At 68.4% G+C, this 25,095-nt stretch carries 27 protein-coding genes; 16 read left to right on the top strand and 11 right to left on the bottom strand.

The genetic code is table 11. The features are described from left to right. The first annotated feature begins 244 nt into the window (after positions 1 to 244). The 7 genes from FDK12_RS08075 (at position 245) to FDK12_RS08045 (ending at position 7,939) form a co-directional block, all read left to right on the top strand. Entirely contained in the window at positions 245 to 814 is a 570-nt protein-coding gene (locus FDK12_RS08075; protein WP_137369094.1) for a MarR family winged helix-turn-helix transcriptional regulator, read from the top strand. A gap of 89 nt (positions 815 to 903) precedes the next feature. Then, a complete protein-coding gene (locus FDK12_RS08070; protein WP_137369217.1) occupies positions 904 to 2,676 on the top strand; it encodes an MFS transporter in 1,773 nt (590 codons plus the stop codon). Positions 2,677 to 2,807: 131 nt separating this feature from the next. After that, positions 2,808 to 3,542: a glutamine amidotransferase gene (locus tag FDK12_RS08065; RefSeq protein ID WP_137369093.1), complete on the top strand. Its 735-nt coding sequence runs from the start codon at positions 2,808 to 2,810 to the stop codon at positions 3,540 to 3,542. Between the two features lie 87 nt (positions 3,543 to 3,629). Continuing rightward, positions 3,630 to 3,992, top strand: a complete 363-nt coding sequence (locus FDK12_RS15225; RefSeq protein ID WP_137369092.1) for a hypothetical protein — start codon at positions 3,630 to 3,632, stop codon at positions 3,990 to 3,992. Positions 3,993 to 4,171: 179 nt separating this feature from the next. Further along, entirely contained in the window at positions 4,172 to 5,386 is a 1,215-nt protein-coding gene (locus FDK12_RS08055) for an NAD(P)/FAD-dependent oxidoreductase (protein WP_137369216.1), read from the top strand. Positions 5,387 to 5,512: 126 nt separating this feature from the next. Continuing rightward, on the top strand, positions 5,513 to 6,802 hold the full coding sequence (locus tag FDK12_RS08050; protein ID WP_223263166.1) for a glycerophosphodiester phosphodiesterase family protein: 1,290 nt from the start codon (positions 5,513 to 5,515) through the stop codon (positions 6,800 to 6,802). Positions 6,803 to 6,937: 135 nt separating this feature from the next. Then, the gene (locus tag FDK12_RS08045; protein WP_137369091.1) at positions 6,938 to 7,939 is read left to right on the top strand and encodes an acetamidase/formamidase family protein; all 1,002 of its coding nucleotides are present in this window, start codon (positions 6,938 to 6,940) and stop codon (positions 7,937 to 7,939) included. A gap of 104 nt (positions 7,940 to 8,043) precedes the next feature. Here FDK12_RS08045 and FDK12_RS08040 read toward each other — a convergent pair whose 3' ends face one another. Then, positions 8,044 to 8,877, bottom strand: coding sequence for an alpha/beta fold hydrolase (locus tag FDK12_RS08040; protein WP_137369090.1), 834 nt, complete (start codon positions 8,875 to 8,877; stop codon positions 8,044 to 8,046). 95 nt (positions 8,878 to 8,972) lie between these two features. On the opposite strand from FDK12_RS08040, the gene FDK12_RS08035 reads away from it, so the two are divergent. Then, complete coding sequence (locus tag FDK12_RS08035) at positions 8,973 to 9,551, top strand: TetR/AcrR family transcriptional regulator (protein ID WP_137369089.1); 579 nt, start codon at positions 8,973 to 8,975, stop codon at positions 9,549 to 9,551. Here FDK12_RS08035 and FDK12_RS08030 read toward each other — a convergent pair. Together FDK12_RS08030 and FDK12_RS08025 are read right to left on the bottom strand one after the other, a co-directional pair. Next, positions 9,548 to 9,877, bottom strand: a complete 330-nt coding sequence (locus FDK12_RS08030) for a GNAT family N-acetyltransferase (RefSeq protein ID WP_137369088.1) — start codon at positions 9,875 to 9,877, stop codon at positions 9,548 to 9,550. The genes FDK12_RS08035 and FDK12_RS08030 overlap by 4 nt on opposite strands. Before the next feature lie 106 nt (positions 9,878 to 9,983). After that, complete coding sequence (locus FDK12_RS08025) at positions 9,984 to 10,364, bottom strand: STAS/SEC14 domain-containing protein (protein WP_189636301.1); 381 nt, start codon at positions 10,362 to 10,364, stop codon at positions 9,984 to 9,986. A gap of 130 nt (positions 10,365 to 10,494) precedes the next feature. On the opposite strand from FDK12_RS08025, the gene FDK12_RS08020 reads away from it, so the two are divergent. Further along, the gene (locus FDK12_RS08020) at positions 10,495 to 11,253 is read left to right on the top strand and encodes an SDR family NAD(P)-dependent oxidoreductase (RefSeq protein ID WP_137369086.1); all 759 of its coding nucleotides are present in this window, start codon (positions 10,495 to 10,497) and stop codon (positions 11,251 to 11,253) included. A gap of 137 nt (positions 11,254 to 11,390) precedes the next feature. On the opposite strand, the gene ykgO is transcribed toward FDK12_RS08020, so the two are convergent. Further along, positions 11,391 to 11,513: a type B 50S ribosomal protein L36 gene (gene ykgO / locus FDK12_RS08015; protein WP_026544400.1), complete on the bottom strand. Its 123-nt coding sequence runs from the start codon at positions 11,511 to 11,513 to the stop codon at positions 11,391 to 11,393. Between the two features lie 9 nt (positions 11,514 to 11,522). Beyond that, on the bottom strand, positions 11,523 to 12,566 hold the full coding sequence (locus tag FDK12_RS08010) for a GTP-binding protein (protein WP_137369085.1): 1,044 nt from the start codon (positions 12,564 to 12,566) through the stop codon (positions 11,523 to 11,525). A 173-nt stretch (positions 12,567 to 12,739) separates the two neighbouring features. Here FDK12_RS08010 and FDK12_RS08005 point away from each other — a divergent pair, with 173 nt between their 5' ends. Continuing rightward, positions 12,740 to 13,393 carry an SDR family oxidoreductase gene (locus FDK12_RS08005; RefSeq protein ID WP_137369084.1) on the top strand — a complete coding sequence of 218 codons (654 nt, stop codon included), beginning with the start codon at positions 12,740 to 12,742 and terminating at the stop codon, positions 13,391 to 13,393. A 91-nt stretch (positions 13,394 to 13,484) separates the two neighbouring features. On the opposite strand, the gene FDK12_RS08000 is transcribed toward FDK12_RS08005, so the two are convergent. Then, the gene (locus FDK12_RS08000; protein ID WP_137369083.1) at positions 13,485 to 14,168 is read right to left on the bottom strand and encodes a DUF2848 domain-containing protein; all 684 of its coding nucleotides are present in this window, start codon (positions 14,166 to 14,168) and stop codon (positions 13,485 to 13,487) included. Between the two features lie 134 nt (positions 14,169 to 14,302). On the opposite strand from FDK12_RS08000, the gene FDK12_RS07995 reads away from it, so the two are divergent. Next, positions 14,303 to 15,661: an MFS transporter gene (locus FDK12_RS07995; RefSeq protein ID WP_137369082.1), complete on the top strand. Its 1,359-nt coding sequence runs from the start codon at positions 14,303 to 14,305 to the stop codon at positions 15,659 to 15,661. Between the two features lie 32 nt (positions 15,662 to 15,693). On the opposite strand, the gene FDK12_RS07990 is transcribed toward FDK12_RS07995, so the two are convergent. Then, entirely contained in the window at positions 15,694 to 16,341 is a 648-nt protein-coding gene (locus tag FDK12_RS07990) for a GntR family transcriptional regulator (protein ID WP_137369081.1), read from the bottom strand. A gap of 31 nt (positions 16,342 to 16,372) precedes the next feature. On the opposite strand from FDK12_RS07990, the gene FDK12_RS07985 reads away from it, so the two are divergent. Further along, complete coding sequence (locus FDK12_RS07985; protein WP_137369080.1) at positions 16,373 to 17,167, top strand: carbon-nitrogen hydrolase family protein; 795 nt, start codon at positions 16,373 to 16,375, stop codon at positions 17,165 to 17,167. A 32-nt stretch (positions 17,168 to 17,199) separates the two neighbouring features. On the opposite strand, the gene FDK12_RS07980 is transcribed toward FDK12_RS07985, so the two are convergent. Then, positions 17,200 to 17,937, bottom strand: a complete 738-nt coding sequence (locus FDK12_RS07980; RefSeq protein ID WP_137369079.1) for a FadR/GntR family transcriptional regulator — start codon at positions 17,935 to 17,937, stop codon at positions 17,200 to 17,202. A 90-nt stretch (positions 17,938 to 18,027) separates the two neighbouring features. On the opposite strand from FDK12_RS07980, the gene FDK12_RS07975 reads away from it, so the two are divergent. The 3 genes from FDK12_RS07975 to FDK12_RS07965 are packed head-to-tail and all read left to right on the top strand — an operon-like array spanning position 18,028 to position 21,046. Beyond that, positions 18,028 to 18,912, top strand: coding sequence for a carbon-nitrogen hydrolase family protein (locus FDK12_RS07975; RefSeq protein ID WP_137369078.1), 885 nt, complete (start codon positions 18,028 to 18,030; stop codon positions 18,910 to 18,912). A 2-nt stretch (positions 18,913 to 18,914) separates the two neighbouring features. Beyond that, positions 18,915 to 20,258, top strand: coding sequence for an APC family permease (locus FDK12_RS07970; RefSeq protein WP_137369077.1), 1,344 nt, complete (start codon positions 18,915 to 18,917; stop codon positions 20,256 to 20,258). A gap of 8 nt (positions 20,259 to 20,266) precedes the next feature. Further along, positions 20,267 to 21,046 carry a nitrilase-related carbon-nitrogen hydrolase gene (locus FDK12_RS07965; protein ID WP_137369076.1) on the top strand — a complete coding sequence of 260 codons (780 nt, stop codon included), beginning with the start codon at positions 20,267 to 20,269 and terminating at the stop codon, positions 21,044 to 21,046. Positions 21,047 to 21,187: 141 nt separating this feature from the next. Here FDK12_RS07965 and FDK12_RS07960 read toward each other — a convergent pair whose 3' ends face one another. The 3 genes from FDK12_RS07960 to FDK12_RS07950 all read right to left on the bottom strand — a co-directional run bounded on the left by FDK12_RS07960 (position 21,188) and on the right by FDK12_RS07950 (position 23,300). Next, positions 21,188 to 21,733 (bottom strand): heme-degrading domain-containing protein, encoded by a 546-nt coding sequence (locus FDK12_RS07960; RefSeq protein WP_137369075.1) that lies wholly within the window; start codon positions 21,731 to 21,733, stop codon positions 21,188 to 21,190. A 74-nt stretch (positions 21,734 to 21,807) separates the two neighbouring features. Beyond that, positions 21,808 to 22,584, bottom strand: a complete 777-nt coding sequence (locus FDK12_RS07955) for an SDR family NAD(P)-dependent oxidoreductase (RefSeq protein WP_137369074.1) — start codon at positions 22,582 to 22,584, stop codon at positions 21,808 to 21,810. Next, positions 22,581 to 23,300, bottom strand: a complete 720-nt coding sequence (locus tag FDK12_RS07950) for a FadR/GntR family transcriptional regulator (RefSeq protein WP_137369073.1) — start codon at positions 23,298 to 23,300, stop codon at positions 22,581 to 22,583. Before FDK12_RS07950 ends, FDK12_RS07955 begins: the two co-directional genes overlap by 4 nt. Before the next feature lie 234 nt (positions 23,301 to 23,534). Between FDK12_RS07950 and FDK12_RS07945 the strand changes: the two genes are divergently transcribed. Next, entirely contained in the window at positions 23,535 to 25,088 is a 1,554-nt protein-coding gene (locus tag FDK12_RS07945; RefSeq protein WP_223263165.1) for a GntP family permease, read from the top strand. The last annotated feature ends 7 nt before the right edge of the window (positions 25,089 to 25,095 follow it).

Here is a 25,095-nt window from a genome sequence, read left to right as displayed (position 1 = left end):
TCCTCTTCCGCGGCCCGGGTGGGCGCTCCTCAGCAGGTGATCCAACTGCCCTTGTGTATCAGGCCTAACAGGGCATGCGCAGGAACCGCAAGCATTCCGCGCAGTGAGCCGGTGGGGTTGACGGTTCTCGAGCGGGCGCGCGCCCGGAAATCCCTTCCCGGTGCCGTTTTACTTAGTTGACCTAACGAAAGGACGAGCGTACAGTTACTTAGAGCAACGAAGTATACGAGGCCAGGAGTGCGGAATGTCGGTAGCGCAACACACCGCTGCAGAGCTGGTGCACAACATCTTCGACCTGCAGCGGGCCCTGCGGGGGGTCACCGCCGCGGGGACGAAGTACACGGACCTGGGCCCGGCGCACACCGGCGTCCTGTTCTTCATCGGCGACGGCGGCCCAATGAGGGCGTCGGCCCTCGCTGCCAGGCTCGGGATCGGTGCGTCCGCCCTCAGCCGGCAGCTCGCCGACCTCGAGCAGCACGGGTTCGTCGTGCGTACGCCTGATCCGCTCGACGGCCGGGCCTGCCTCCTGTCCTTGTCGCAGCAGGGCGAGAAGTACCTCGCCGAGACCTACGAGCGCAGGGCGGAGACGTTGCGGGAGATCCTGTCCGACTGGACGGAGAGCGAGGCCGAGGCGGCGTCGTCGTCCGTGCAGCACCTGACCGCCGCTCTCCGCTCTGCCGCCGGTCATCCGGCCGCGGCAGCACAATCCCTCCCGCAGGGCGCCGCGACGCCGCTACCCACCACCGCACACCGAACGGGCAACGACGGCCGCCACCTGGACCCCGCGTCCGAGACCACGAAGGAAGAACACTGATGGCCATCCATCCCATCAAGGCGGACACCGCCGGGGCGACGACACCGACAGCGGCCGAAGCCGCCGGTCAGCACCACGGACACGAGCCCATGAGCCACAAGCAGATCCTGCAGGCACTCACGGGACTGCTCGCAGGCCTGTTCACGGCGATCCTGAGCAGCACGATCGTCGCGAACGCGCTGCCGACGATCATGAGCGACCTCAACGGCTCCCAGACGGACTTCGCCTGGGTCATCACGGCCGCACTGCTCGCCAATGCCGCGACGACCCCGATCTGGGGCAAGTTCTCCGACCTGTTCGACAAGAAGGTCCTGGTGCAGGTCAGCATCGTCATCTTCGTGGCGGGCTCGGTCCTCGCCGGTTTCGCGCAGACCATCCCCCTGCTCCTCACGGCCCGCGTCATCCAGGGTGTCGCGATGGGCGGTCTGACAGCACTCGCGCAGGCCATCATCGGCACCATCATCGCCCCGCGTGAGCGCGGGCGGTACTCCGGCTACATGGGCGGCGTCATGGCGGTCGCGACGGCGGGCGGACCACTCCTCGGAGGCTTCATCGTCGACTCACCGCTCGGCTGGCGCTGGACGTTCTTCGTCTGCGTGCCGCTCGCGATCATCGCGCTGATCCTGCTGCAGGTGACCCTCAAGCTCCCGGACACGCGCCGCAAGGCGAGGATCGACTGGATCGGGTCGGTGCTCCTGACAGCCGGCGTGAGCCTCCTCCTCATCTGGGTCTCCTTCGCGGGCAAGGAGGGCTACTACGAGTGGTTCTCCCGCGAGAGCGCCCTCATGGTGGGGGGCAGCGTGATCCTGCTGGCGCTCCTCCTCGTGGTGGAGTCCAAGGTGGCCGAGCCCATCATCCCGCTCAAGATCATCTCCGAGCGGACCACGGCCCTCGCGATCATCGCCTCCATCGCCGTCGGCATCGCACTCTTCGCGAGCTCGAGCTACCTCGGCCAGTACTACCAGGTGGCCCGCGGTGCCACGCCCACCGAGGCCGGCCTGCTGACCCTGCCGATGATCGCGGGCAACCTGCTGGGGTCCATCGGTGCGGGGCAACTCGTCACCAAGTACGGCAAGTGGAAGCGGTACCTGATCGCCGGTGCCCTGTTCCTCATCGCCGGCCTGGGCCTGGCCGGCACCATCGACCACCTCACCGAGCTCTGGCTCGTCGGCATCTACACCTTCCTCTTCGGTATGGGCCTCGGGCTCATGCTGCAGAACCTCGTCCTCGCCGTCCAGAACACCGTGGCGGTCAAGGACATCGGCTCGGCGAGTGCCTCCGTCGCGTTCTTCCGCTCGATGGGCGGAGCTGCCGGCGTTGCCGTGCTGGGGGCGATCCTCGGCACGCAGGTGGAGAACAAGACGACCGAGGGACTCGCCGCGGCGGGCATCCCGACCACCGGTGGTGCGGCGGGAGGAACGCTCGACCTCGTCGACCTTCCCGCTCCCGTCGCCGACATAGTGCGGGCCGCCTACGGTGACAGCACGGCCATGATCTTCCTGATCACGGCGGTCATCGCGGTCATCGGCCTCGCGTGCGTCCTGTTCATCAAGGAAGCGCCGCTGCGCCGCACCGTCGACTTCGTGCAGGCTGCCCCTGCCGGCCCTGCCGGTTCGGTGTCACCCGCGGCTACCGGCGCCGCTCCTGCGCTTGCCGGTGCGGAGGCGGGCCCTGCTGCCGGATCGGGTCAGGCCAACGGGACGCAGGCGGCGGGGGAGCCCGACGTCGTCGCCGTGCAGCCATCGCACGGCCGGCACAGCGCCGGACCGGTCGCGCTCTCCAGGAACGACGTCTACCGTGCCGCTCAGGAACTGTCCGAGCTCGACGCCGGTGCGCCGCGCGGAGCGGACGCCGCCCGCTAGCCCGGCTCACGCACCAACCGGAACAGGCCATCGGGGGAGACCCCGGTGGCCTGCTGCCCGTTATCGGTGGAATCGTTTTTCCCTGGCGGACGAGCATCCTTGGGTGAAGGGCCAGCCAGTAGCATCGGAGGGTGAAACCGTTCCTCCTCCTGGCCACCCGCGCGGAAGACTATGCCGCCGACGCCGAGTACCGGAGTTTCCTGCGCTACGGGGGACTCGACGAGGCCGGATTGAGGCGCATCCGCCTGGAGGCGGAGCCACTTCCGGACCTGGACCTCGCAGATTATTCGGGGATCTTCCTGGGCGGCAGCCCTTTCAATTCCTCGGATCCGGAGGAATCGAAGAGTGCCGTGCAGGTGCGCGTGGAGCACGAGCTCGGGCGCCTGCTGGACCGCGTGGTCGCCGAGGACTTTCCCTTCTTCGGTGCGTGCTACGGCGTGGGGACCCTGGGCCGTCACCAGGGCGCCGTCATCGACTCCTCCTTTGCCGAGCCGATCGGCGCGGTCGAGATCACGCTCACCGAGGACGGCGTTGCCGACCCGCTCCTCGCGGACCTGCCGTCGTCGTTCGCCGCCTACGTGGGGCACAAGGAGGCGTGCGCTACGCTGCCGGAGAGTGCAGTGCTGCTGGCATCCTCCGCGACGTGCCCCGTGCAGATGTTCCGCGTCAGGCAGAACGTGTACGCGACGCAGTTCCACCCGGAACTCGACGTCGAGGCGCTCGTGGGCCGCATCAGCACATACCGCCATGCCGGCTACTTCCCGCCGGAGCAGGCGGACGACTACATCGAGCGCGCACGTGCCACGGCGGTCGACCAGCCCGCGGCGATCCTCCGCGCCTTCGTCACCCGCTACGCGCGGAACTGACCAGCCCTTGCCTGCGGCGATCCTGCCGCAACGCTGAGGGTCGGTTGCGTGAAGCCCTGCCTACGATGACGGCATGGGGAATCGACGATGATGAAGTCAGCAGATCCGTTCGGAGTGGCGCGCCGCTCCCGGCAGGACGAGCCATGGGTCGCTGCGGAGAAGGCCGAGCGGCTCCGCGAGGAACTGACCCGGGCCCGGTGCGAGCTCGAGCTGCACCGGCGGCACGGGGCGCCGGCCGTTCCGCCGGCCGACGCCGCGGCCGCCCATCGAAGCACAGGCCGAGGGCCGCTGCGCAGGAAAGAGCGCGGCGTCGGCGTCGCGGTCTGGTTCGTGACCTTCTATCTCCTGCTCGCCATCCTCGCGAGCCCCGGCCAGGACGCCGCCGGCTACAGCGTCCATCAGCCCGCCGTGGTCGGCGAAGCAAGTACCTCGTACAGCTCCGGAGGGTGAGCCGGGGCAGTGCCGCTGCTTCGTGGGGCATCGTTTCCCTCGTCGGCACGCTGTCCCTGTCCCTGCGTCGGTGCCGGGCGGTAGTGTCGAAGGACAGCACCGCGCAGGACGACACGGAAGAGGTACCCGTCATCGGTTCCAGCAAGAGCACCACATCAGCGGGCCGGGCCGTTCCGGTCATTCCCGCGCCCGGCGAGAAACGCCACCACCAGGTGCTCATCATCGGCGGCGGCAATGCCGGGGTGTCCCTGGCCGGGCGCCTCCGCCGGTACCGGATGAAGGACATCGCCGTCATCGAGCCCCGGGAACGCCACTTCTACCAGCCGCTCTTCTCGCACATCGCAGGTGGAACAGCCGACGCCCTGGAGGCAGTCCGGCTGCAGTCCGCCGTGATGCCGAAGGGTGTCACCTGGATCCAGGACAAGGCGACGGACGTCAGTACGGACACCAACACCGTGCTCCTGGCCTCCGGTTCCGCCGTCACCTATGACCACCTCGTGGTGTGTCCCGGCATCCAGAACGACTGGGCGGTGGTGCCGGGCCTCAAGGAGGCGATGGAGGGTCCGCACGGTGGATCGAACTACGAGTACGAACTCGCTCCGAAGGCCTGGAAACTTTTCAGGGACCTCACCAGCGGAACGGTCGTCTTCACCCAGCCGCCCGGGCCGGCCTCGTGCGACGGCGCCGCCCAGAAACCCATGTACCTCGCGTGCGACCACTGGCGACGTAACGGGGTGCTCAAGGACATCAGGGTTGTCCTGGCCGTGTCCACGCCGACGATCTTCGGCATGGACATCATCGACGAGGAGCTGACCCGGAAGATCGAGGAATACGGGATCGAGGTCCGCTACAGCACGGAACTCGCCTCCGTGGACCCGGACAACCGGTCGGTCGAGCTCAGGAACAGCGTTACCGGCGTCCCGGAGACCCTGTCCTACGACGTCCTCCACGCGGTGCCCCCGCAGTCCGCGCCGGAATGGCTGAAGACCACCGACCTCCCGGCGCGGGGCAACCCGGGCGGCTTCGTCGAGGTGGATCCGGTCATCCTGCGGCACACGCGTTTCCCGGCCATCTGGTCCCTGGGTGATGCCGCGTCCACGCTGAACTCGAAGTCCGGCGCGGCACTGCGCATGCAGACGAAGGTGCTCGCCAAGAACGTCCGAGCGGTCATCAGGGGCAGGAAGCCGACGGCGAAGTACAACCACTATTCGGCCTGCCCCTTCGTGGTCAGCAGGAATACGGTGGTCTTCTCGGAATTCGACGACAAGTACGCTCCCATGCCCACTGTGCCGGGGTGGAAGAACCTCGCCCGGGAGCGGAGACTGACGTTCTTCCTCGAGCGCATCGTGCTTCCGAAGGTCTACTGGAACCTCATCCTCAAGGGCCGCGCCTGATCCCAAAAGTGGGTGCGCGCTTCACCGGCAATTCATCCGCGGTTGACGGCGGTGTCGGGTAGGGGCGGTTGGATCGTCGAGGCGGTCCAGCCGGTCCCGCCACCGATAGTTCCGAAGGGACCACCCTTGCCAGTTCGCGCCTTCCGCTCTGCCCGCTCCGCCGAGAATTCCCGTTCCATCGGCTCCACCCGTACCGCCCGCTCCGTCCGCACCGCCGCCGTCGCCGCCGTCGGTCTCTCGCTCCTCGCTGTCTCCGCTCCCGCGACGCCGGCACCCGACCTGCGGCAAGCGTCCGTGAAACGCCCCGCCGCGACGCCGATCCTGGTGGGGCACCGCGGTGCGGGCGGCACGGCTCCGGAGAACACGGTTTCCGCGCTGAAGGGTGGACGCGCTTCCGGTGCTGACTTCATCGAGATCGACGTCCAACTCAGTGCCGACGGCGTTCCGTTCCTCTTCCATGACGACACCCCGGCGCGGACGACCAACGTCGAGGACGTCTTCCCCGCCCGCGCCGCCGATCCGATCACGTCCTTCACCTGGGCGGAACTGCAGCAGCTCGATGCAGGCTCGTACTTCGACCGGCGCTTCACCGGCGAGAGGATTCCCCACCTCGACGACGCCGCCGCCGTCGGAACGCGCACGACGGGCGTCTACATCGAGATCAAGTCTCCCTGGAACTCCCCCGGGATCGAGCAGCTGGTTGCGGACGAGCTGCACACCAACCCTGCCTGGCAGAAACTGGTCGCGGCGGACAAGGTGCAGGTCATCGGCTTCGACGAGGCATCCAACCAGCGCTTCGCGGAGCTCGCCCCCGAGGTGCAGCTGCAGCAGCTCACCGGTGCGGTTCCCGGAGCCGATGTGCTCGCCGCGTGGGCAACCTACGTGGACTCCGTCGGTGCCAACTACCGGGTGGTGAAAGCGGAGGACGTCGCCAGGGTGAAGGCCGCCGGACTGGCCATGAGCGTCTACACCGTCAACTCGCCGGAGGCCGTGCAGGCGGTCACGGATCTCGGGGTAGACGCCGTCACCACCGATTTCCCGACCGAGAGCAGCCGCCACCTCCGTGGGTTGCCGGTCTTCCCGGGCGCCATCATCGAGATCAGCGGAGCGGTGAACGACCCGTTGGGCAACGACGTGCAGCCAGAGACGGGCGAGTACGTCGCGCTGCGGAACGCGTCCGGAACGGCTGTGGACGTCAGCGGCTACTTCCTGCGGGACGCCGCCAACAACATCCTGGTGGTAGGGGACGGTTACGTGCTGCAGCCGGGCGGTGAGCTGCGTGTCTACACGGGACCGGGCACGAACTCCGCCTCCGACTACTACAACGGCCAGGGCGCGTCCCTGCTCAACAACACCGGGGATTCACTCGGATTGTGGACGCCGGACCTGCGCCTCGTCGACGTCTTCGCGAACTGAGGTAGTTCTTCTCGCGCATCGCTTCCCGCTACCGAGGACGACGGCAGTATCAGTGACGACGGCGGCACCACGGGTGCCGCCGTCGTCGCTTCCGGCACCCTTGTTCCCGCCTGAACGGCCCCGTAGCATCCGGTCATGGACATCGTCGAGTATCACCCACGGCCTGACGAGCTCGTGTACACCTTCGGCGGCAGCGCCCCGGTACTGAGCGTGCGGCCCGGGACTGCGCTGAAGCTCTGGTCGGAGGACGCCTTCAACAACGCCCTGACGTCGGTGCACGACGTGTCGGGGGAGAAGGTGGACCTCAACTTCATCAATCCGCAGACCGGTCCCTTCTACATGGAGGGCGCCGAACCGGGGGACACGCTGGCCCTGCACATCGCCGACCTGACACCTGCCCGGTCCTACGGCGCTTCTGCCACGATCCCCTTCTTCGGCGGTCTCACCAGCACGGACCGCACCGCCACGCTGCAGGAACCCCTGCCGGACATCACCTGGATCTACCACGTGGACACCGAACGGCGGACGGTCGGGTTCCAGTCCCGGCTCGGGGACTTCGAAGTCGCGCTGCCGCTCGAACCCATGCTCGGCACGGTCGGAGTGGCGCCACCCGGAGGGGAGGTGCGCTCGGCGCTGGTGCCTGAGCGGTTCGGAGGCAACATGGACGCACCGGACGTGAAACCGGGGACGACGGTCTACCTCGGCGTGAACGTCGAGGGTGCTCTCTTCTCGATCGGCGACGGGCACTACCGCCAGGGTGAGGGCGAGGCCTGCGGTACCGCGGTCGAGGGAGCCATGCACTCGACGATCATCGTCGAGCTGATCAAGGGCGGGGCTCCTGCGTGGCCCCGGCTCGAGACCGACTACCACTGGATGGCGGTGGGCTCCTCCCGGCCCATGGAGGATTCGTGGCGCATCGGCCAGTTGGAGATGGTGCGGTGGTTCGGCGATCTCTTCGGGCTGCACCGGCTGGACGCCTACCAACTCCTGACCCAGACCGCGCTGGCGCCGATCGCCAACGCGGTGGACGCCAACTACAGCGTGGTTGTGAAGGCACCGAAGGCCCTCTTCCCGGCCGTCGACGCCTACGGCGGCCTGCACGCGAACCTGCGGAGGCGCGCTGCGGAGCTCCGCTAAGCGGCACCGGAGGCTCGGCCGGCCGGACTGCCACAGCGGAGCTCCGCCCGGCGGCGCATGGCGAAGGGCGCCGGTGGTGACCGACGCCCTTCGCCTTCGGGGTGCTACTTGGCGAGGAAGCGGAGGAGGATCTCGTTGATCTCGGCGCCGTGCGTCCAGAGCATGCCGTGGGGTGCGTCGTCGATCTCGACGTATTCGGCGGACGGCAGGCGCTTGGTGAACTCACGGCCGGTGGCGTCGATGGGCAGGATGCGGTCGTCGGTGCCGTGGACGATCAGGGCCGGAACGGTGACCTTGTCGATGTCGGAGCGGAAGTCGGTGAGCCAGGAGTCGACGACGGCGAAGGAGGCGTACCAGGACGAGCCCGCGGCGACGTTCCAGGCGTTGCGCAGTGCTTCTTCGCTGAGGCGGTTGCCGAGGAAGTTGTCGGTGTTGAAGAAGTCGTTGTAGAAGTTCGTGAACCAGGCGTAGCGGTCGTCGGTGGCGGCGGTGCGGATGCCGTCGAAGACGGTGGCTGGAACGCCGGTGGGATTGTCGCCGGTCTGGAGCAGGAACGGCTCGAGGGAGGCGAGGAAAGCGGCCTTGGCGATGCGTGCCTCGCCGTAGGTGCCGATGTAGCGGCCGACCTCACCGGTGCCCATGGAGAAGCCGACGAGGACGACGTCGTGGAGGTCGAGGGTCTCGAGGACGGTGTTCAGGTCAGCGGCGAAGGTGTCGTAGTCGTAGCCCGTGGTTGGCTTGCTGGACTGGCCGAAACCGCGGCGGTCGTAGGTGATGACGCGGTAGCCGGCGTTCAGCAGGGCGTTGGACTGCTTCTCCCACGAGTTGCCGTCCAGGGGGTAGCCGTGGATCAGGACGACGGGCTGGCCCGTGCCGTGGTCCTCGTAGTAGAGCTCGATGTCCGTGGTGTTCTCGGTGCCGACTGTGATGAAGCCCATTGTCCTGGTCCTTGTCTCGAGAGTAGAGAACGGTCGTTCTCTGCGGTTCTCACAGCGTATAGAACGATCGTTCTCATTACAAGTACTATGGGTCCATGAGTTTTTCCGAGATCCGAGAGCGCATCGAGGCGACGGCTGATGATCTGTACAACGCGAGAGGGATCCAGGCGGTGGGGATGGACGAACTCCGCGCGGCCGCTGGTGTGTCGCTGAAGAAGCTGTACCAGGAGTATCCGTCCAAGAGTGCGATCGTCATGGCCGTGCTGGAGCGACGGCACCGGTCGTGGACAGAGGGTCTTGACGGCTTGGTCCGTCAGGCCGAGAACCCGCGCGCGCGGCTGCTGGCGATCTTCGACTACCTGACGCGATGGTTCGGTGAGGACTCGTTCAGGGGATGCGGATTCATCAACACATTCGCGGAACTGGGAGCGGTCAGTCCGGAGGTTGCGGACTACGCCCGGCGGCACAAGGCATCGTTCCAGGACTACGTCGCACAGCTGGTCGCGGAAGCAGGAGCGCCGTCGTACCTCGGTCCGCAGCTGTCGATCCTCGCCGAAGGCGCTCAGACGACGGCGGCCATCGCCGGGTCGACGGAGGCGGCCACTCAGGCGCGCGCGGCCGCCGAAGTGCTCATCGACGCAGCCCTCGGCAGGGAGAAGTCAGGCGCCGCCTAACCCACCAGGTCCTGGTACTCGGGATGGTCCTCGATGAAGGCGGCGACGAACACGCACTGCGGGACCACGGTGAGGCCCTGGGCGCGGGCCTCGTCGAGGGCGTGGCGGATCAGGGTGCTCCCGATGCCCTGCCCCTCCACCTCCTCGTCCACCACGGTGTGCGTGAAGGTGATGGTGTTGTCAGACCGCTCGTACGCGGCGATCCCGACGGGCTCACCCTCGAGGCTCGCGGTGTAGCGGCTCTTCACTTCGTTGTTGCTGACCTCGACCCCCGTGTTGCCCGTTTCTGGTGCGTTTCCGGTGGTGCCCGTATCTTCGGCGCTCATGCAGTCACCTTGGCACTGCGGCACCGGGCGGGTCAACGCTGCAGTGCGGTTTGCGTCGGCGCTCGCGTCCAGTATCTGCCCGGCGGAGCGAGACCGCGCCGCGAGACTACCCGGTGCTCGGCGCGGGGGCTGCACCGTGCTCCGACGCGATGCCCTCCAGGAGCCAGGCCAGGGCTTCGGATTCAGAGGTGAAGAACCGCGTCGGGGTGGGGGAGCGGTGCGAGAACCCTGACAAGACCTCGTCCATGGCGTCCTGACCCACGAGCGCCACCCGGGAATAGCCCCGGTAGGCCGCCATGCCCACGCGCGCCTCCGGCGTGACGCCGGTGACGCCGTGCATGTGCACCAGGAGCGGGAAGGCCGCGGGGCCGTGGAACTCGGCGAGGGCGCGGGCTGCAGCGACGCCGTGCGCGTGCGTGATTTCTACACCGCGCCGCCACCGCAGCCTGAGGAAACCCCTCTCGAAGTGCACACTGAACGGGTCCATGGATTCCTTCGCGGTGGGCCGGCGGTCGATGGCTGAACAGCTTAGCAAGGGTGACTCCTCGTGTGACCCCCGAGTCCACAAGTGCACGCCGTCCCCTGGGGTTCGTCGCTCACGCTGTAGCGTCTGGGTCATGACCCTGAGCATCTTGGTGACCGGAGCGAGCCGTGGCATCGGAGCCGCCATCGCGCAGGAGCTTGCCGCGCGGGGGCACCGCCTTGCCGTGCATGCCGGGCGGGACGGCGCTGCCGCAGCAGCGGTCCACGCTGCGCTGCCCGGCACCGGTCACGCCGTCGTCGTCGGTGACGTCGCGGATCCGGAAGCGTGTGAAAGCATCGTGGCCGACACCGTGGGGCACCTGGGCGGGGTCGATGTCCTCGTCAACAATGCGGGCATCTTCGAAGCGCACCCCATCGATACGACGCCGTTCGAGCAATGGCAGCAGGCATGGGGGCACACGCTGGCCGTCAACCTGCTCGGACCGGCGAACCTTGCCTGGCTGGTGGCGCGGCACCTGCTCGATCGCCCGTCCGGACCCGAGGGCGGAAGGCTCGTCAGTGTGGGCTCGCGCGGCGCCTACCGCGGTGAGCCCCTCACCCCGGCCTACGGGGCCAGCAAGGCGGGGCTCCATTCCATGACCCAGTCCCTGGCGGTCGCCCTCGCACCGCACGGCATCCTCGCGGCGGCGGTCGCACCGGGATTCGTCGAGACGGACATGGGCAGGTCGGTCCTCGACGGGCCGGGCGGTGACGCTGTCCGAGCGCAGAGTCCCTTCAACCGCGTGGCGACCCCGGAGGACATCGCGCAGACCGTCGCCTGGCTCGCCACCGATGCTCCCCTCTGGGTCAGCGGCACCGTGGTCGACGCGAACGGCGCGTCCTACCTCCGCTAGTCCGCCCTTTCCCACGCCGCTGCCGGTAGCAGCCGCGGGCAGCACCATGGGAACGGACTACGGCGGAGGGGCGTCGTCGCCCTCGCGCCGTGGTGCGCGACAACGTCGCCGCCCCGCAGGTGGCCTTGCCCGTGGTGCTACCCCTGGCGGGCCTTCATGCGTGGATTCTTCTTGTTGATGACGAAGGTCCTGCCGCGGCGTCGGACAACCTGGGCGCCCGGGACCTTCTTGAGGGCGCGGAGGGAATTGCGGACTTTCATGGTGCTCCTTCAGTGATTCTCGCTGGTGGGGTGGGAATACGCAGGGGACGAGCGAAGCTCGTCATCCGTGAGAGCGCAGGCGTCGAGCAGGCCGGTGATGTCGTCGTCGTCCAGGGCGTCGCCGGTCAGAGCGAGGTGCGTGCCGCGGTTCCACCCGCCGTGGCACTCGGCCGCGGTCCATGTCCCGCCGTCGCCGAGTGAGATACGCGGGCCGACTCCGTGCACGGCGACCCTCGTGTCCGGCATACTCGCGATCCAGACACTGCCGCGGACGAAGCAGCAGCCTTCCGAGACGGCGCCGAGGGCTGTGCGGAAGCGGCCCGGGTGCAAGGGGCGGGCGATGCGGTGCTCGAGGGTGCGGAACGGTGCCGACGCGATCGTGGGCACGTGGACCTCGCCGGGCAGGCTCTGCGCCTGGGACGCCCCGTAGTCGTGCCGGGCGAGGGTGCCGGCCCCGGCCGCCGAAATACGGGCGTGCGGAGCGAGTTCCCCGATGAGCTGGAGCCCGCGTGCGTCGAGGGCGGCGTCGGTCGGCAGGAGGTCGCTCACCGTGGTGAGGACCGTGTCCGCGAACAGGAGCTCACCCATCAGGAACTCGCCCGGCGTGCGCGCGTCCTCGGGAACCGCGGTGTAGCCGGAGGCGAACAGGGTGTGGTGGTCCCACAGCTGGTCCTCCACGTCCTCGGGGCGCAGTGCGAGCGCGACGGCGTCCACGACGAAGGCTCCGGGCGCGATCGAGTGGAGTCCGTCGATGGCGTTCTCGGCCGTGGTGCCGGGTGGCAGACCCACCACGGCACGCTCGACGCCCTCGGACGCGAGGCGCAGGAGGGCGGGGGCGAGGTCGAACCGCACAGTGCAACTGAGGCAGCCGTGCTCCAGCACCCTCGACTCGCGCTCCACGATGCGGTCGTTGCGGTGGATGCGGCGCGTAACCACTCCGCCGTCGAGGAGGTCGTGCAGGACGACCGGTGTGCCGTTGGCGGTGCCTGCCACCAGCGCGGCTGCACTGTTACGGCTCATCGCATCGAGGGAGGTGAGGATGACGAGGTGCATTGCGCCACTATATAAGAACGGTTCTCAATAACAAAAGCTGATCCGTCCGGCACCTGCGGGAATAGGCATCCGCTGCGGGCTGAAAACCGAGGAGCGGGTGGCCAGGGTCAGGTGCGGGTACTAGCGTCGGAACCAAGGCATCCACGCCACCATCACCAGCCAGGAGAGTTCCCATGTCACGCGTAGCCATCATCGGTGGGCACGGAAAAGTAGCCCTGCACCTCACGAAGATCCTCACCAGCCAGGGCCACCAGGTGAGCTCGATCTTCCGCAACCAGGACCACGTTGCCGACGTCGAGCAGGCCGGCGCCACGGCGGTCGTGGCCGACGTCTCGGAGCTGTCCGTCGCACAGATGGCGGACGTCTTCCGCGGGCACGACGCCGTCGTGTGGTCCGCCGGCGCGGGTGGCAGCAGTCCCGAGGCCACCTATGCCGTCGACCGCGACGCTGCGATCCGTTCGATGGACGCCGCTCAGGAGACATCGGTCGGGCGCTATGTCATGGTGTCCTACCTCGGTGCCCGGAAGGACCACGGGGTGCCCGAGGACAACGGTTTCTATCACTACGCCGAGGCCAAGGCGGCGGCGGACGAGCACCTGCGGAACTCGGAGCTCGCGTGGACGATCCTCGGTCCGGGCGCGCTGACCACCGACCCGGGCACCGGGAAGATCGAGGTGTCGGACTCGCCCCAGCGGGACTCCGTCGCGCGCGAGGATGTGGCGCACGTTGCCGCCGTCGTGCTCGGGAACCTCGGCACCGTGGACAGGACGATCCAGTTCAACAGTGGCGAGACGCCCATTGCGGCGGCGATCGACGCGGCACTGTAGGGCTGCCGCCCAGTAGGGGCGGCGTCCTTCTGGGGCGCCGCCCCGGCAGACCTGCATCAGCCGGGGCTGCGGACCGTCCGGTGTGCGGTTGCTAGCCGATGGGCGCCGGCATCGGCATGACCTCGTACTCCACGCCGATGGCTTGTCCGGTCACCGGATCGGCCATCTCGACGCGCCACCCCGAGGCGAACTGGTTGACACCGTGGATCATGGGGACGGTTCCCGAGATCAGCACGGTACCGGCTTCGGCGAGGCCCATCCCGGCGAGGACGTCGAGCCAGTAGTCAGGGGACAGCAGGGCACCGAGCGTGCTGTCCTGGATGAGCTCCTCGCCGCTGTCCGAGCGCACCCAGGCGCGGAGTGTGATGGCGTCGAGGTGGTCCCGGATGTCGTCGAGCCGCCAGGCCTGGCGCCCGAGGACGTCCGGGCTGGCGTTCTTGCTCCAGGCCACGCCGTGCACTTCCAGCGCCCTGTCGGTGTGATCGCACGCAACGGTCAGGAGGACACCCTCCCCGGTGATCACGAGGGCCCATTCGGCCTCGCCGGAGGTTTTCGCATGCTGCACGCTGACCGCGCCGGTCTGCTGAGCCAGGTAGGGCGACACGGGGTACAGGGCGGGGGTCGTCGATGGGCCGGGCACGCCGAGCTCGGCCAGCTCCGCGATGTGCGCCTGGACCTCGTCCTGCTCGCGGCCGGCGTAGCCCGCATTGAGCAGCCGGGTCACCTCGACGTCCTGCTGTGTGCCGTCCGGCAGTTCGAAGGTAAGGGTCGTCATGGGTCGTCCTCCTGTGGTGGCGTGAAGCTTTTACATTCCGGAAACCGAAGTGGTCGCCAATCTACAACATGTATGCGTAATGTATACATGTAACGCCGGTGTGGCGGGAATCACCTTCAGTCTGGAGAATTTCGATGGCACACAACCCTGGTCCGTCCGGTGTCCGCGCGCCCGGCGCCGACACGCCCCCTCGTCCACCCGGCCTCTACAAGGCCTTTGCGGCGAGCCTCACCGGCACCGCCCTCGAGTGGTACGACTTCGCCGTCTACTCCGCGGCAGCGGCAGTCGTCTTCCCGATCATCTTCTTCCCCGCGTCCGATCCACTGACCGGAACCATCCTCGCCTTCTCCACGTACGCCATCGGGTACATCTCCCGGCCCGTGGGCGGGATCATTTTCGGGCGTCTCGGGGACAGGATCGGGCGGAAGAAGATCCTCGTCATCACGCTGATGATCATCGGAATCGCCACGGTGCTGATCGGCGTCCTGCCGGGATATTCGTCCATCGGTATCGCCGCCCCGATCATCCTGGTGATGCTGCGCTTCGCCCAGGGCGTCGGCGTCGGCGGGGAATGGGGCGGGGCCGTCCTGCTCTCCAGTGAGTACGGCGATCCCCAGAAGCGCGGATTCTGGGCATCGGCCGCGCAGGTGGGTCCTCCTGCCGGCAACCTGATGGCCAACGGCGCGCTCGCCCTCCTCACCGTCCTGCTCTCGGAGGAGCAGTTCCTCGACTTCGGCTGGCGGATCGCCTTCCTGGCGTCGGCACTCCTCGTGGGCTTCGGCCTGTGGATCCGGCTGCGGCTCGAGGACACCCCGATCTTCAAGGCGATCGAAGCGCACGGCGAGCGACCGGCTGCGCCGATCAAGGAGGTGTTCCGCAACGAACTGCGTCCGCTGATCGCCGCCATCCTGTCCCGCGTCGGTCCGGATGTGCTGTACGCGCTGTTCACGGTCTTCACGCTGACCTACGGCATCCAGGTACTCGGGTTCGAGCGGAACCAGGTGCTCACCGCGGTGCTGATCGGCTCGGGCTGCCAGCTCTTCCTGATCCCGCTGGCGGGGGCGGTCTCGGACCGCATCAACCGCAGGCTGGTGTACGGTATCGCCGCCGTCCTCGGAGCGCTGTGGACGTTTATCTTCTTCGCACTGCTCGACGGCGACAACCAGTTCCTGCTGATCATCGGCATCGTGCTCGGGCTGGCTTCCCACTCCTTCATGTACGGGCCGCAGGCCGCCTTCATCGTGGAGCAGTTCTCACCGCGCCTCCGCGCGACGGGCAGCTCACTCGCCTACACCTTCGCCGGTGTCATCGGTGGTGCTATCGCACCCCTGATGTTCACCGTGCTGCTGAGCAACTTCGACAGCTGGGTTCCGGTAGCCGTGTACGTCGCGGTCGCCGGGGTGGTCACCCTGATCGGGCTCTCGCTCGGGCGCGACCCGCATGCCACGGAGGACGACGAATACCGGCTGATGCTCGAAGGGTCGAAGGTCTGACCCTGGGATCCGCATCCTGCTCCGGGCCGCTGCTAGGCCCGGAGCAGGATGCTGCGCGTCACGGCGAGGTGGCGGCTGATCGCGGCTTCGGCATCGCCGCTCGCCAGGGCGTCGATGATGTCCTGGTGCTCGCCGCACACCTGCTGCCGCCGTCCCTCGACCCTGATCAGGGCTTCCACGCCCACGAGGACCTGCCGGACCTGCAGCTTGCGGTAGGTCTGCGACATCAGCTCATTGCCGGCGGCGTCGACCAGCGCCTGGTGGAAGAGGGCGTCCAGCCGGATGAACTCCTTCACCGAGTCCGCGACCAGTGGGTCCGGCAGGGCAGCCTGCTGGCTCAGGATGTCCTGCATGCTGTCGATGGGCGGAGTTCCGGCCGCGATGGACACGCGTGCGGCATGGCTCTCGAGAACTCCCCGGAGGTCCATGAGATCGGAGACCTGCCGAGCGGTCACGATCGGTATGTAGGCCCCGCGCTGGGGGATCAGCTCGACGAGGCCATCGGCCACCAGGAGGAGGAACGCCTCGCGCACCGGCGTCCGGGATACCCCGATCCGCTCCGCGAGTTCCTGCTCGTTCAGGAACTGGCCCTGCATGGACCCGTCCGTCAGGACGTTCTCGCGCAGGTAGGCGTATGCCTTCTCGCGGCCGGAGACGGCGCCGCCACTAGTTCTTGCCATACATTAGGTATACAACGAAAAGGAGAGACCGATGCGTGTTGCCATCGCCCAGATGACCAGCGGTTCCGATCCCAGTGAGAACCTGGAGCAGGTCGAGCGCCTCACCCGGGAGGCCTCCGCCGGTGGAGCCGACCTCGTCGTGTTCCCCGAGGCGACGATGTGCGCTTTCGGCAACGACCTCTCTGCCGTCGTCGAGCCGCTCGACGGGCCGTGGGCGTCACGCGTCCGAGAGATTGCCGTCGGTTCGGGAATCGTGATCGTGGCCGGGATGTTCACGCCGGGCAGCGAGGGGCGCGTGCGGAACACACTGCTCGCCGTCGGTCCGGGCGTCGACACCAGCTACGACAAGGTGCACCTGTTCGATGCCTTCGGGTACCGCGAGTCGGACAGCGTGGAGCCGGGCACGCAGGCGGTCACTTTCGCGCTCGAGGGCGCCACGGTCGGCCTCGCGACCTGCTACGACATCCGCTTCCCCGCCCTCTTCGCGGCCAATGCCGGAAAGGGCGCCCAGGTGAACATCGTCTGTGCTTCCTGGGGCGCGGGCGAGGGCAAGGTGGAGCAGTGGTCGTTGCTGGCGCGGGCGCGGGCCCTGGACAGCACCACGTTCGTCGTCGCCTGCGGTCAGGCCGATCCGGCCAGCAGCGGCATGCAGCTGGCCGGGTCGGCACCCACCGGCGTGGGGCACAGTGCCGTGGTGTCGCCGCTCGGCCGGGTCATCGCCGAACTGGGGCCCGCACCGGAGCTGGCCTTCGTCGACATTGACACCGCGGAGATCGACGATGCCCGCGGCAAGCTCCCCGTCCTGGCGAACGCGCGCTCCTTCTAGGAGCTGCAGGCAGGCCCTCACGCCGACGTTGGTCACGTCCGCCGTGCAAGCTCCATGAACATCGTCGAATGCAGACTGTCCACATGGGCGTGCGCGATGGCCACCGCTCCGGTGACGTCGCGCTTCCGCAGTGCGTGGACCAGAGCGATGTGGTCCTCGTTCGCCCGGTGCAGCGCCTCGATGGGGTAGGGGACGAAGTGCCCATACAGTTCCGCCAGGATCGCCGCATGCACGTCGACGGCGGCGCCGAGATGCGATGCCGCCGCTACCGAGCGGTGGAACTCGTCGTCGGCCTGGTGGTACTCCGACCAGTCCGTGGCCGAGGCCATTCGGCGGGTCAGGGCCTCGAGCGCCCCGAGCTCGTCGCTCGTGGCGCGAACGGCGGCGAAGTGGGTGACGGCGCATTCGGCCAGCAGGCGCTGGTCGACGAGCTCGTGGACCAGGGCCGCGTCCGTCGCGCCGAGTGACAACCTCTCGAGGGCCGCGGCCGGAGGTTCCGCTGCCACGAAGGTTCCGCCGTCGCGCCCCCGGCGCCGCACCACGATGCCTTCCTCGGCGAGGCTCGCCATCGCCCGCCTCGCGGTCATGGAGCTCACCGAGAGCCCGAGTGCCAGGTCTGCCTGGTCGGGCAGTCGCTCGCCGGGCTGCAGGAGTCCGAGGGAGATGGACGTCGCGATGCGGGCGCGGACGGCGTCGATCGCGCTGCGCCGCCCATGCGGCGGCAGGTCCCTCGCTGCCGTACGCGGCCCCTGGGCCGACACATCATCCATTGCTTCCCCCCGACGTAGCACCCTGGCCTTGATATTAGTTCAACCTGAGCTAATATAGCGTGAGCCCCGTCACCCTAGCCAAGGCACCCCATGACCCAGCCCCTTCCGCTCCTTGCGATCCAGTCCGAACCGCTCGCCATCGGTGAGCCGTCGTCGGTCTTCGCCGGACAGGTCTCCGACGCCATCGCAGCACATCCCGAGAGCCGCCTCGTGGTCTACCCGGAGCTACACCTGTTCGGCGACGGCTACCCGGACCAGCAGCGCACCGAGGCACTGCAGGACGCCGCGCAGCCCCTCGACGGCCCCCTCGTCCGCGAACTCGCCCAGCTCGCCGGCGATCTCGGGGTCTGGCTCGTTCCCGGCAGCATCTGTGAGCGCGGCCCCGAAGGGCGGCTGTTCAACACCTCACTCGTCCTGTCGCCGCAGGGCGAGCTAGCGGCGAGCTACCGCAAGATCTTCCCGTGGCGACCGTTCGAGCCCTACGACCCGGGGGACGCCTTCGTCACCGTCGACCTCGAGGGATACGGCCGCGCGGGCCTGTCGATCTGCTACGACGCGTGGTTCCCCGAGGTGACCCGCCAGCTGGCCTGGCTCGGGGCCGACGTCATCCTCAACGTCGTCAAGACCACCACGGAGGACCGCGAGCACGAGCTCGTCCTCGCCCGTGCCAATGCCATCGTGAACCAGGTGTTCATCGTCAGCGTCAACTGCGCCGGCCCCACCGGGCGTGGCCAGAGCATCATCGTGGACCCCGAGGGTGCCGTCCTCGAAGCGATCGAGGACGACGGCCCGGCCGTCATGGTGGCCACGCTCGACCTGCCGCGCGTCGACCACGTGCGCACGCACGGCACTGCCGGGTTGAACCGCATGTGGTCCCAGTTCCGCGCCCACGAAACCCCGATCGAGCTGCCCATGTACTCGGGCCGCATCGACCCCGCCACGTGGACGCCTGCGTCCACCGCACGTCAGGACTAGCAATGCAGCAACCGTCCCAGCTCACCCGCACGCTCCGGCTGCCCTCGCTCGTCCTGTTCGGGCTCGCGTACCTCACGCCCCTGATCGTCCTCGCGATCTTCGGTGTCATCGCCGAGGCGACCGGCGGTGCATCGCCGTCCGCCTACCTCCTCGCGCTCGTCGCGATGCTCTTCACCGCTCACAGTTACGGACGTATGGCCGTCGCGTTCCCGGTGGCCGGATCGGCCTATACGTACGTGCGGCGGACCATCGAGGCCCGCGTCGGGTTTCTCGTCGGGTGGGCAGTCCTCCTGGACTACCTCTTCCTGCCCATGGTCATCTGGCTGATCGGCGGGTCCTACCTCTCGGCCCAGTTCCCCGGTACGCCGATCGGGGTGTGGATCCTCGCCTTCGTGGTGGTGACCACCGTGCTCAACATCGTCGGCATCAAGGTCGCCGAGAAGGCCAACTACCTCCTCATGGCGTTCCAGCTGCTGGTGATCGCGATCTTCGTGGCACTGACGATCGGCACCCTCGTGAGCACGGCCGGTGCCGGTGCGCTCGTGAGTTCCGAGCCCTTCATCAACCCGACGGCGAACCTCGGCACGATCGCGGCCGGCGCGGCCATCGCCGCCTATTCCTTCCTCGGGTTCGACGCCGTCACCACGCTCACCGAGGAGACGGTCGAGCCCCGGAAGACCATGCCGCGGGCCATCATGCTGATCGCGCTGATCGGCGGCGCCATCTTCGTCTTGGTGTCCTACGTGACCCAGCTGGTTCGGCCCGGGGGCACCTTCGAGGACTCGGCGTCCCTCGCGTCGGACATCGCCCTGCAGATCGGCGGCCAGCTCTTCGGCGCCGTCTTCCTCGCGGGCCTCGTCGTCGCGCAGTTCGCCTCGGGTCTCGCAGCGCAGGCGAGCGCCTCGCGCCTGCTCTACGCGATGGGGCGCGACGCCGTGCTGCCGCCGAAAGTGTTCGGGTTCCTGCATGCCCGTTTCCGCACCCCGGTGACGAATATCGTCATCACGGGCGTGGTGGGACTCGTGGCCGTCTTCCTGGACGTCGCCACCTCCACGTCCTTCATCAACTTCGGCGCCTTCACCGCGTTCACCCTGGTCAACGTCGCGGTCATCGTGTACTACCTGCGCGAGAAGCGGACTGGACGGCGGCTCAACCCGGTGTCCTACGTCGTGATCCCCGCGGTGGGTGCGCTGGTGGATGCGTTCCTGCTGACGCAGCTCGACCCCACCGCCATCACGCTCGGTCTCAGCTGGCTCGCGATCGGCATCGTGGTCCTCGCCGTGATCACGCGCGGGTTCCGCGAGGCCCCACCCGAGCTGGCGTCCGTGGAGAAGGAGGCTGTCTGATAGGAGGCATGCGCGTAACCCTCGGCCAGCTGGCGTCCGGCACGGACACCCCTGTGAGCCTCGCCCGGATGGACGCCGTCGCCGCAGCGGCGTCGGCTGCTGGCTCGCGGCTCGTCGTGTTTCCGGAGTACGCGACGTACGAGAAGAGCCGGGTCGACGGTTCCTTCGTCGCTGCGGCCCAGCCGCTCGACGGCAGCGTCGTGCAGGCCCTGGCGGGCATGGCCCGGCGGCACGGCGTCACGGTCGTCGCCGGAATCGTCGAGACCTCCGACGAGCCCGACCGCGCCTACAACACGATCGTCGCGCTCGACGACGGGGGCGACCTCGTCGCCGCCTACCGCAAGATCCACCTCTTCGACAGCCGGGGCTTCCACGAGTCCGGCCATATCAAACCCGCGCCCGACGTCGCGCCGGTCACCTTCAGGCGCGACGGCACCGTGTTCGGCCTGCTCACGTGCTACGACCTCCGCTTCCCCGGGGTCGCGCAGTCGCTGCGCGACGCGGGCGCGCAGGTGGTCCTCGCCCCGTCGTCGTGGGTGCCGGGCGCGGGCAAGGCGGACCAGTGGGACCTCCTCACCAGGGCGAGGGCCCTCGACAACGGCGTGATCGTCGTCGCGGTGTCGCAGGCCGAGCCGGTCTCCATCGGCCGGAGCGTGGTGGCAGGGCCGCTCGGGGAGGTCATCGGCAGGTGCGGTGCGGGGGAGGACCTCCTGACGGTGGACCTGCCGCTCGACGCGGTGCGGGACGCGCGGTCCCAGTTCCCGCTGCAGGCCCAGCGACGCGTCTGATAGCGGACATCCGCTGTCGCGGGCGAAGGCCGCGCGGATGCCTCGTGTGACGGCGTCGACGCGACGGCGTACGACGCGTCGGACGCGACGTTGTCCGGCGGCGACGTCGTCGGCGCGACGTTGTCCGGCGGTGACCTCCGGCTACAGCCCGTCGGCGGCGTGGAACGTCCGCAGTGCCTCGACCACGAGCCGGTGGTCCTCGAGCTGCGGCAGCCCCGACACCGTCACCGTGGCCACCGGCCCCACGCCCCGGATGTAGAGCGGGAACGAACCGCCGTGGGCGGCGTGGGTCGCCGTGTCGAACATCGGGTTGTCCTCCGCCCGACCACCGTTGCGGCGTGCCTTCAGGCCGACGAGCAGCGACGGCACGAAGTAGCGCGCGGCCGTCCGGCTCTTCGCGTCCAGCCAGTAGTCGTTGTCCGGCGTCGCACCGTCGAGCGCGGCGCGGAAGAGGATGTGGTTCGGCTTGCAGATGCTGATGGCGATCGGCAGGTTGCGGCTCACGCCCAGCTGGACGAGCAGCTGACCGAGAGCCACGGCGTCGTCATTGGTGAAGCGCGTGAACTGCAGCTCCGCTACCTCGCCCTCGACCTGTGCGATCAGCGCCTCGAGTGACTCCGCGGTCTGGTCGTCTCCTCCGTCGGGGTCGAAGGGCAGGAGGATCGTGGAAGCGGCGTCATTGCTCATTGGGTAAATCTACGTGCTTTCGGCGTCGCGACAAACGTCCGGCCACCCACGCGAGACGCAGCATTGACACGCACTCAGGAGACCTGCAACCCACCGTTGATGTCGTAGGTAGCGGCTGTGATGTAGCCGGCGTCCGGCCCCACGAGGAAGGCGATGAGAGCCGCGATCTCGCTCACGGTGCCCACGCGTCCCACGAGGATGTCCCGCGACATGTCGCGCTTGCGTTCCTCCGTCAGCGTGCCGCCCATGATGTCGGTGTCGACCGGACCGGGAGCCACGCAGTTGACGGTGATGTTGTGCTCGCCCATCTCGCGGGCTACCGCCCGGGTGAATCCGATGATGCCGGCCTTCGAGGCGCTGTAGGCGACCTTGGAATAGGTGCCGCCGCCTCGCTGGGCCGAGATCGAGGAGACGCTGACCACCCGTCCGAGCTTCCGCTCGATCATGCCGCGCAGCACGCGCTGGGTGACGAGGAAGGTGCCCGTCATGTTGACGGCGAAGACACGCTCCCACGCCTCCTTGGTCTCCTGCATGAACTCCGTCGGCGAGCTGATGCCGGCGAGGTTCCCGAGGGCCACGATCGGCGGCAGCTCGGCCTCGACGCGACTGATCGCCGCGTCGACGGAGGCCTCGTCGGACACGTCCGTCCCGACGCCGATCGCCTGCACTCCGTGCCGGCCGGCGATGTCTGCCGCGGCTTCCTCTGCCGCGGGCCCGTCGATGTCGAGGATGGCGACGGCCCAGCCCTTGCGGGCGAGGCGGTCCGCCGTCGCGCGCCCGATGCCGCGCGCGGAGGCGGCGCCGGTCAGGACTGCGGTGCGGTCGGTCGGGAATTCTGCTGCGTCGGTCATTCCGGTCTCCTCGGGGTGGTGCGGTGGATGAAATGTTCGTAGTCGCCGTAGGTCTGGTCGATGTGGGCTTCCATCGCCTGCCGTGACCGCAGGGGATCCCGGGTGCGGATGGCCTCGAGGACGAGCCGGTGGTGCTCGATGGCGTGGACCTGCACTTCCCGGAACGACGACGTCTCACGGCGCATCGAGTACAGGAGCTGGCCGAGGGGTCCGAGGACCACCGGGAGGAAGGGGTTGGCGGAGGCGCGGAACACGGCGTCGTGGAACGCGAGGTCCGCCGCCGTGACGGCGTCGAGGTCCTCGGCGGCGTGGGCCAGCTCCAGGTCCCGGATGGCATCCTGCATGTGGTCGAGGTCCTCGTCCGTCGCGTGGAGCGCTGCCAGTTCGGCCGCGCCGGTCTCCACCATGCGCCGGATCTCGAGCAGGCGGAGCGAGACGTCGGGGGTGTCGGCGTTGGCGGCCGCAACCCGGAGGATCGCCTCGAGGTCGGTCCACTGGGCCGTCGGATTGACGTACGTCCCGAGGCCCCGCTTCACCTTCACGATGTTCTGGGCCTGCAGCTTCTTCAGGGCTTCGCGGACCGTCAGGCGGCTCACGTCCGCGGCAGCGGCAAGGTGTCCCTCAGCGGGCAGTGCTTCGTTCGGGGCGTAGTCGCCCTGGACGATCTGCTCGAGGAGGTCCTCGAACACGGTCTGCGCGAGCGGCTTCCTGCTCATGGCAGCGACACCCGGAGCGGGCCGTCGACGTCGGCGTGAGCCATTGGCGCGGGAGGCACCAGCGCTCCGACCATCCGCATCAACACCTTCGTCGAAATAGCCCTGTCAGACGTCATACTGCCGGTGCTAGTGTGACATCCAGCACAGTGCCCGTCAATGCGTCCGATGGGGCCGTGCGACCCACCTGGACGGGCAACGAGGCCCGCCCAGCGTCCCATCAAGGAGTACGTCATCGTGGATATACAACTTCTTCTGGCGTTGGTACTGGGGATCGCCACCATCATCGTCCTGGTGCTGAAAACGCGCCTCGACGCGTTCGTCGCCCTCCTGATCGCCGCGCTCGTCACGGGCATCGTCGCAGGGCAGGCTCCTCTGGACATCGTCTCGTCCATCACCACGGGATTCGGCAACACGCTCGCATCCATCGGTATCGTGATCGGCCTCGGGGTCGGCATCGGCAAGATCCTGGAGGTCTCCGGCGCTGCAAATGCCCTCGCCCTCGCGTTTCTCCGGCTCTTCGGCAAGGGGCGGGAGCCCTGGGCCCTGGGCAGTGTCGGCGCCCTGGTGTCCATTCCCGTCTTCTGCGACTCCGGCTACGTCATCATGAATCCCTTGGCGCGCTCCATCGCCCGGGTCAAGCGCGCCGGGTACATCACGCTCGCGCTCGCACTGGGCTGCGGCATGACCCTGACCCACCACCTCGTGCCACCCACACCCGGTCCCCTCGCCGTCGCAGGCATCCTCGGCGCCGACCTGGGCGCCCTGATCCTCACCGGTCTGATCTTCACGGTCATCCTGCTGCCCGTCGTGGTGTTCTACGCGAAGTGGATCGGACCGAAGATCGAACCGACGATGTCCGGGACGGTGCGCGAGACCGTCTACGGAACGGCTGGTGCGGGAGTGCGCGGGTCCACCGGGACGGCGCTCGCGGACCGCACGGCGGTCGGCGATTCGACGTCAGTCGCCGGGCACGACGACGGCGGAGCGCACGTGCCCGACGGCATCACCTCCGGTACCACCTCCGACGGCAATGAGCTGCCGGCCGACCCGTCGGTGGACCTCGGTACTCCGCCCCCGGGCGCGAAGCCCCATCGGGTCGGGGCATTCGTCGCGTCCCTGCCCCTGCTCGTTCCGCTGTTGCTCATCATCCTCAACACGGTGAGTGGAGCGATCGACCAGAGCAACCAGGGCGTCGTCGGAACCGGGGAGTACGAGCCGTCCGCATGGGCCGTTCCGCTCGCGTTCGTCGGGAATCCGGTGGTCGCCCTCGTCATCGGCGTCATCCTCGCGGTGTACACGCTGCTGCCGCGCTGGACTCCACGCACGAAGGTGCAGGGCTGGTTCGCGGACGCAGCAGCGTCCGCAGGTCTGATCCTGCTGATCACAGGTGCAGGCGGTGCCCTGGGGCAGGTGCTGCGAAGCTCCGGCGTCGGCGACGCGCTCGCCGAAGCCATCGCCGCAACACCCCTACCCGCCTTCCTCGTTCCCTTCCTGATCGCGACCCTCGTCCGCATCGCCCAGGGCTCCGGAACGGTCGCCATGATCACGGCCGCCTCGGTGACGGCTCCGCTCGTCGGGTCGCTCGGCATCGACCCGATCGTGGCCGCGATGGCGTGCACCGCCGGGTCCATGGTGTTCAGCTACTTCAACGATTCTTACTTCTGGGTCGTGACGCGTTTCGCCGGCCTCGAGGGCACTGCGGCGCTCCGCGGCTGGTCGGGTATCACGACGGCGGTGTGGGCCGGTTCCATCCCGCTCCTGTTCATCGCGAACGCCGTGCTCGGCTGATCCAAGG

This window comes from Arthrobacter sp. NamB2, from assembly GCF_005281365.1.
Classification (GTDB): Bacteria; Actinomycetota; Actinomycetes; order Actinomycetales; family Micrococcaceae; genus Arthrobacter_D.
This window is presented reverse-complemented; position numbering and strand designations above follow the sequence as displayed.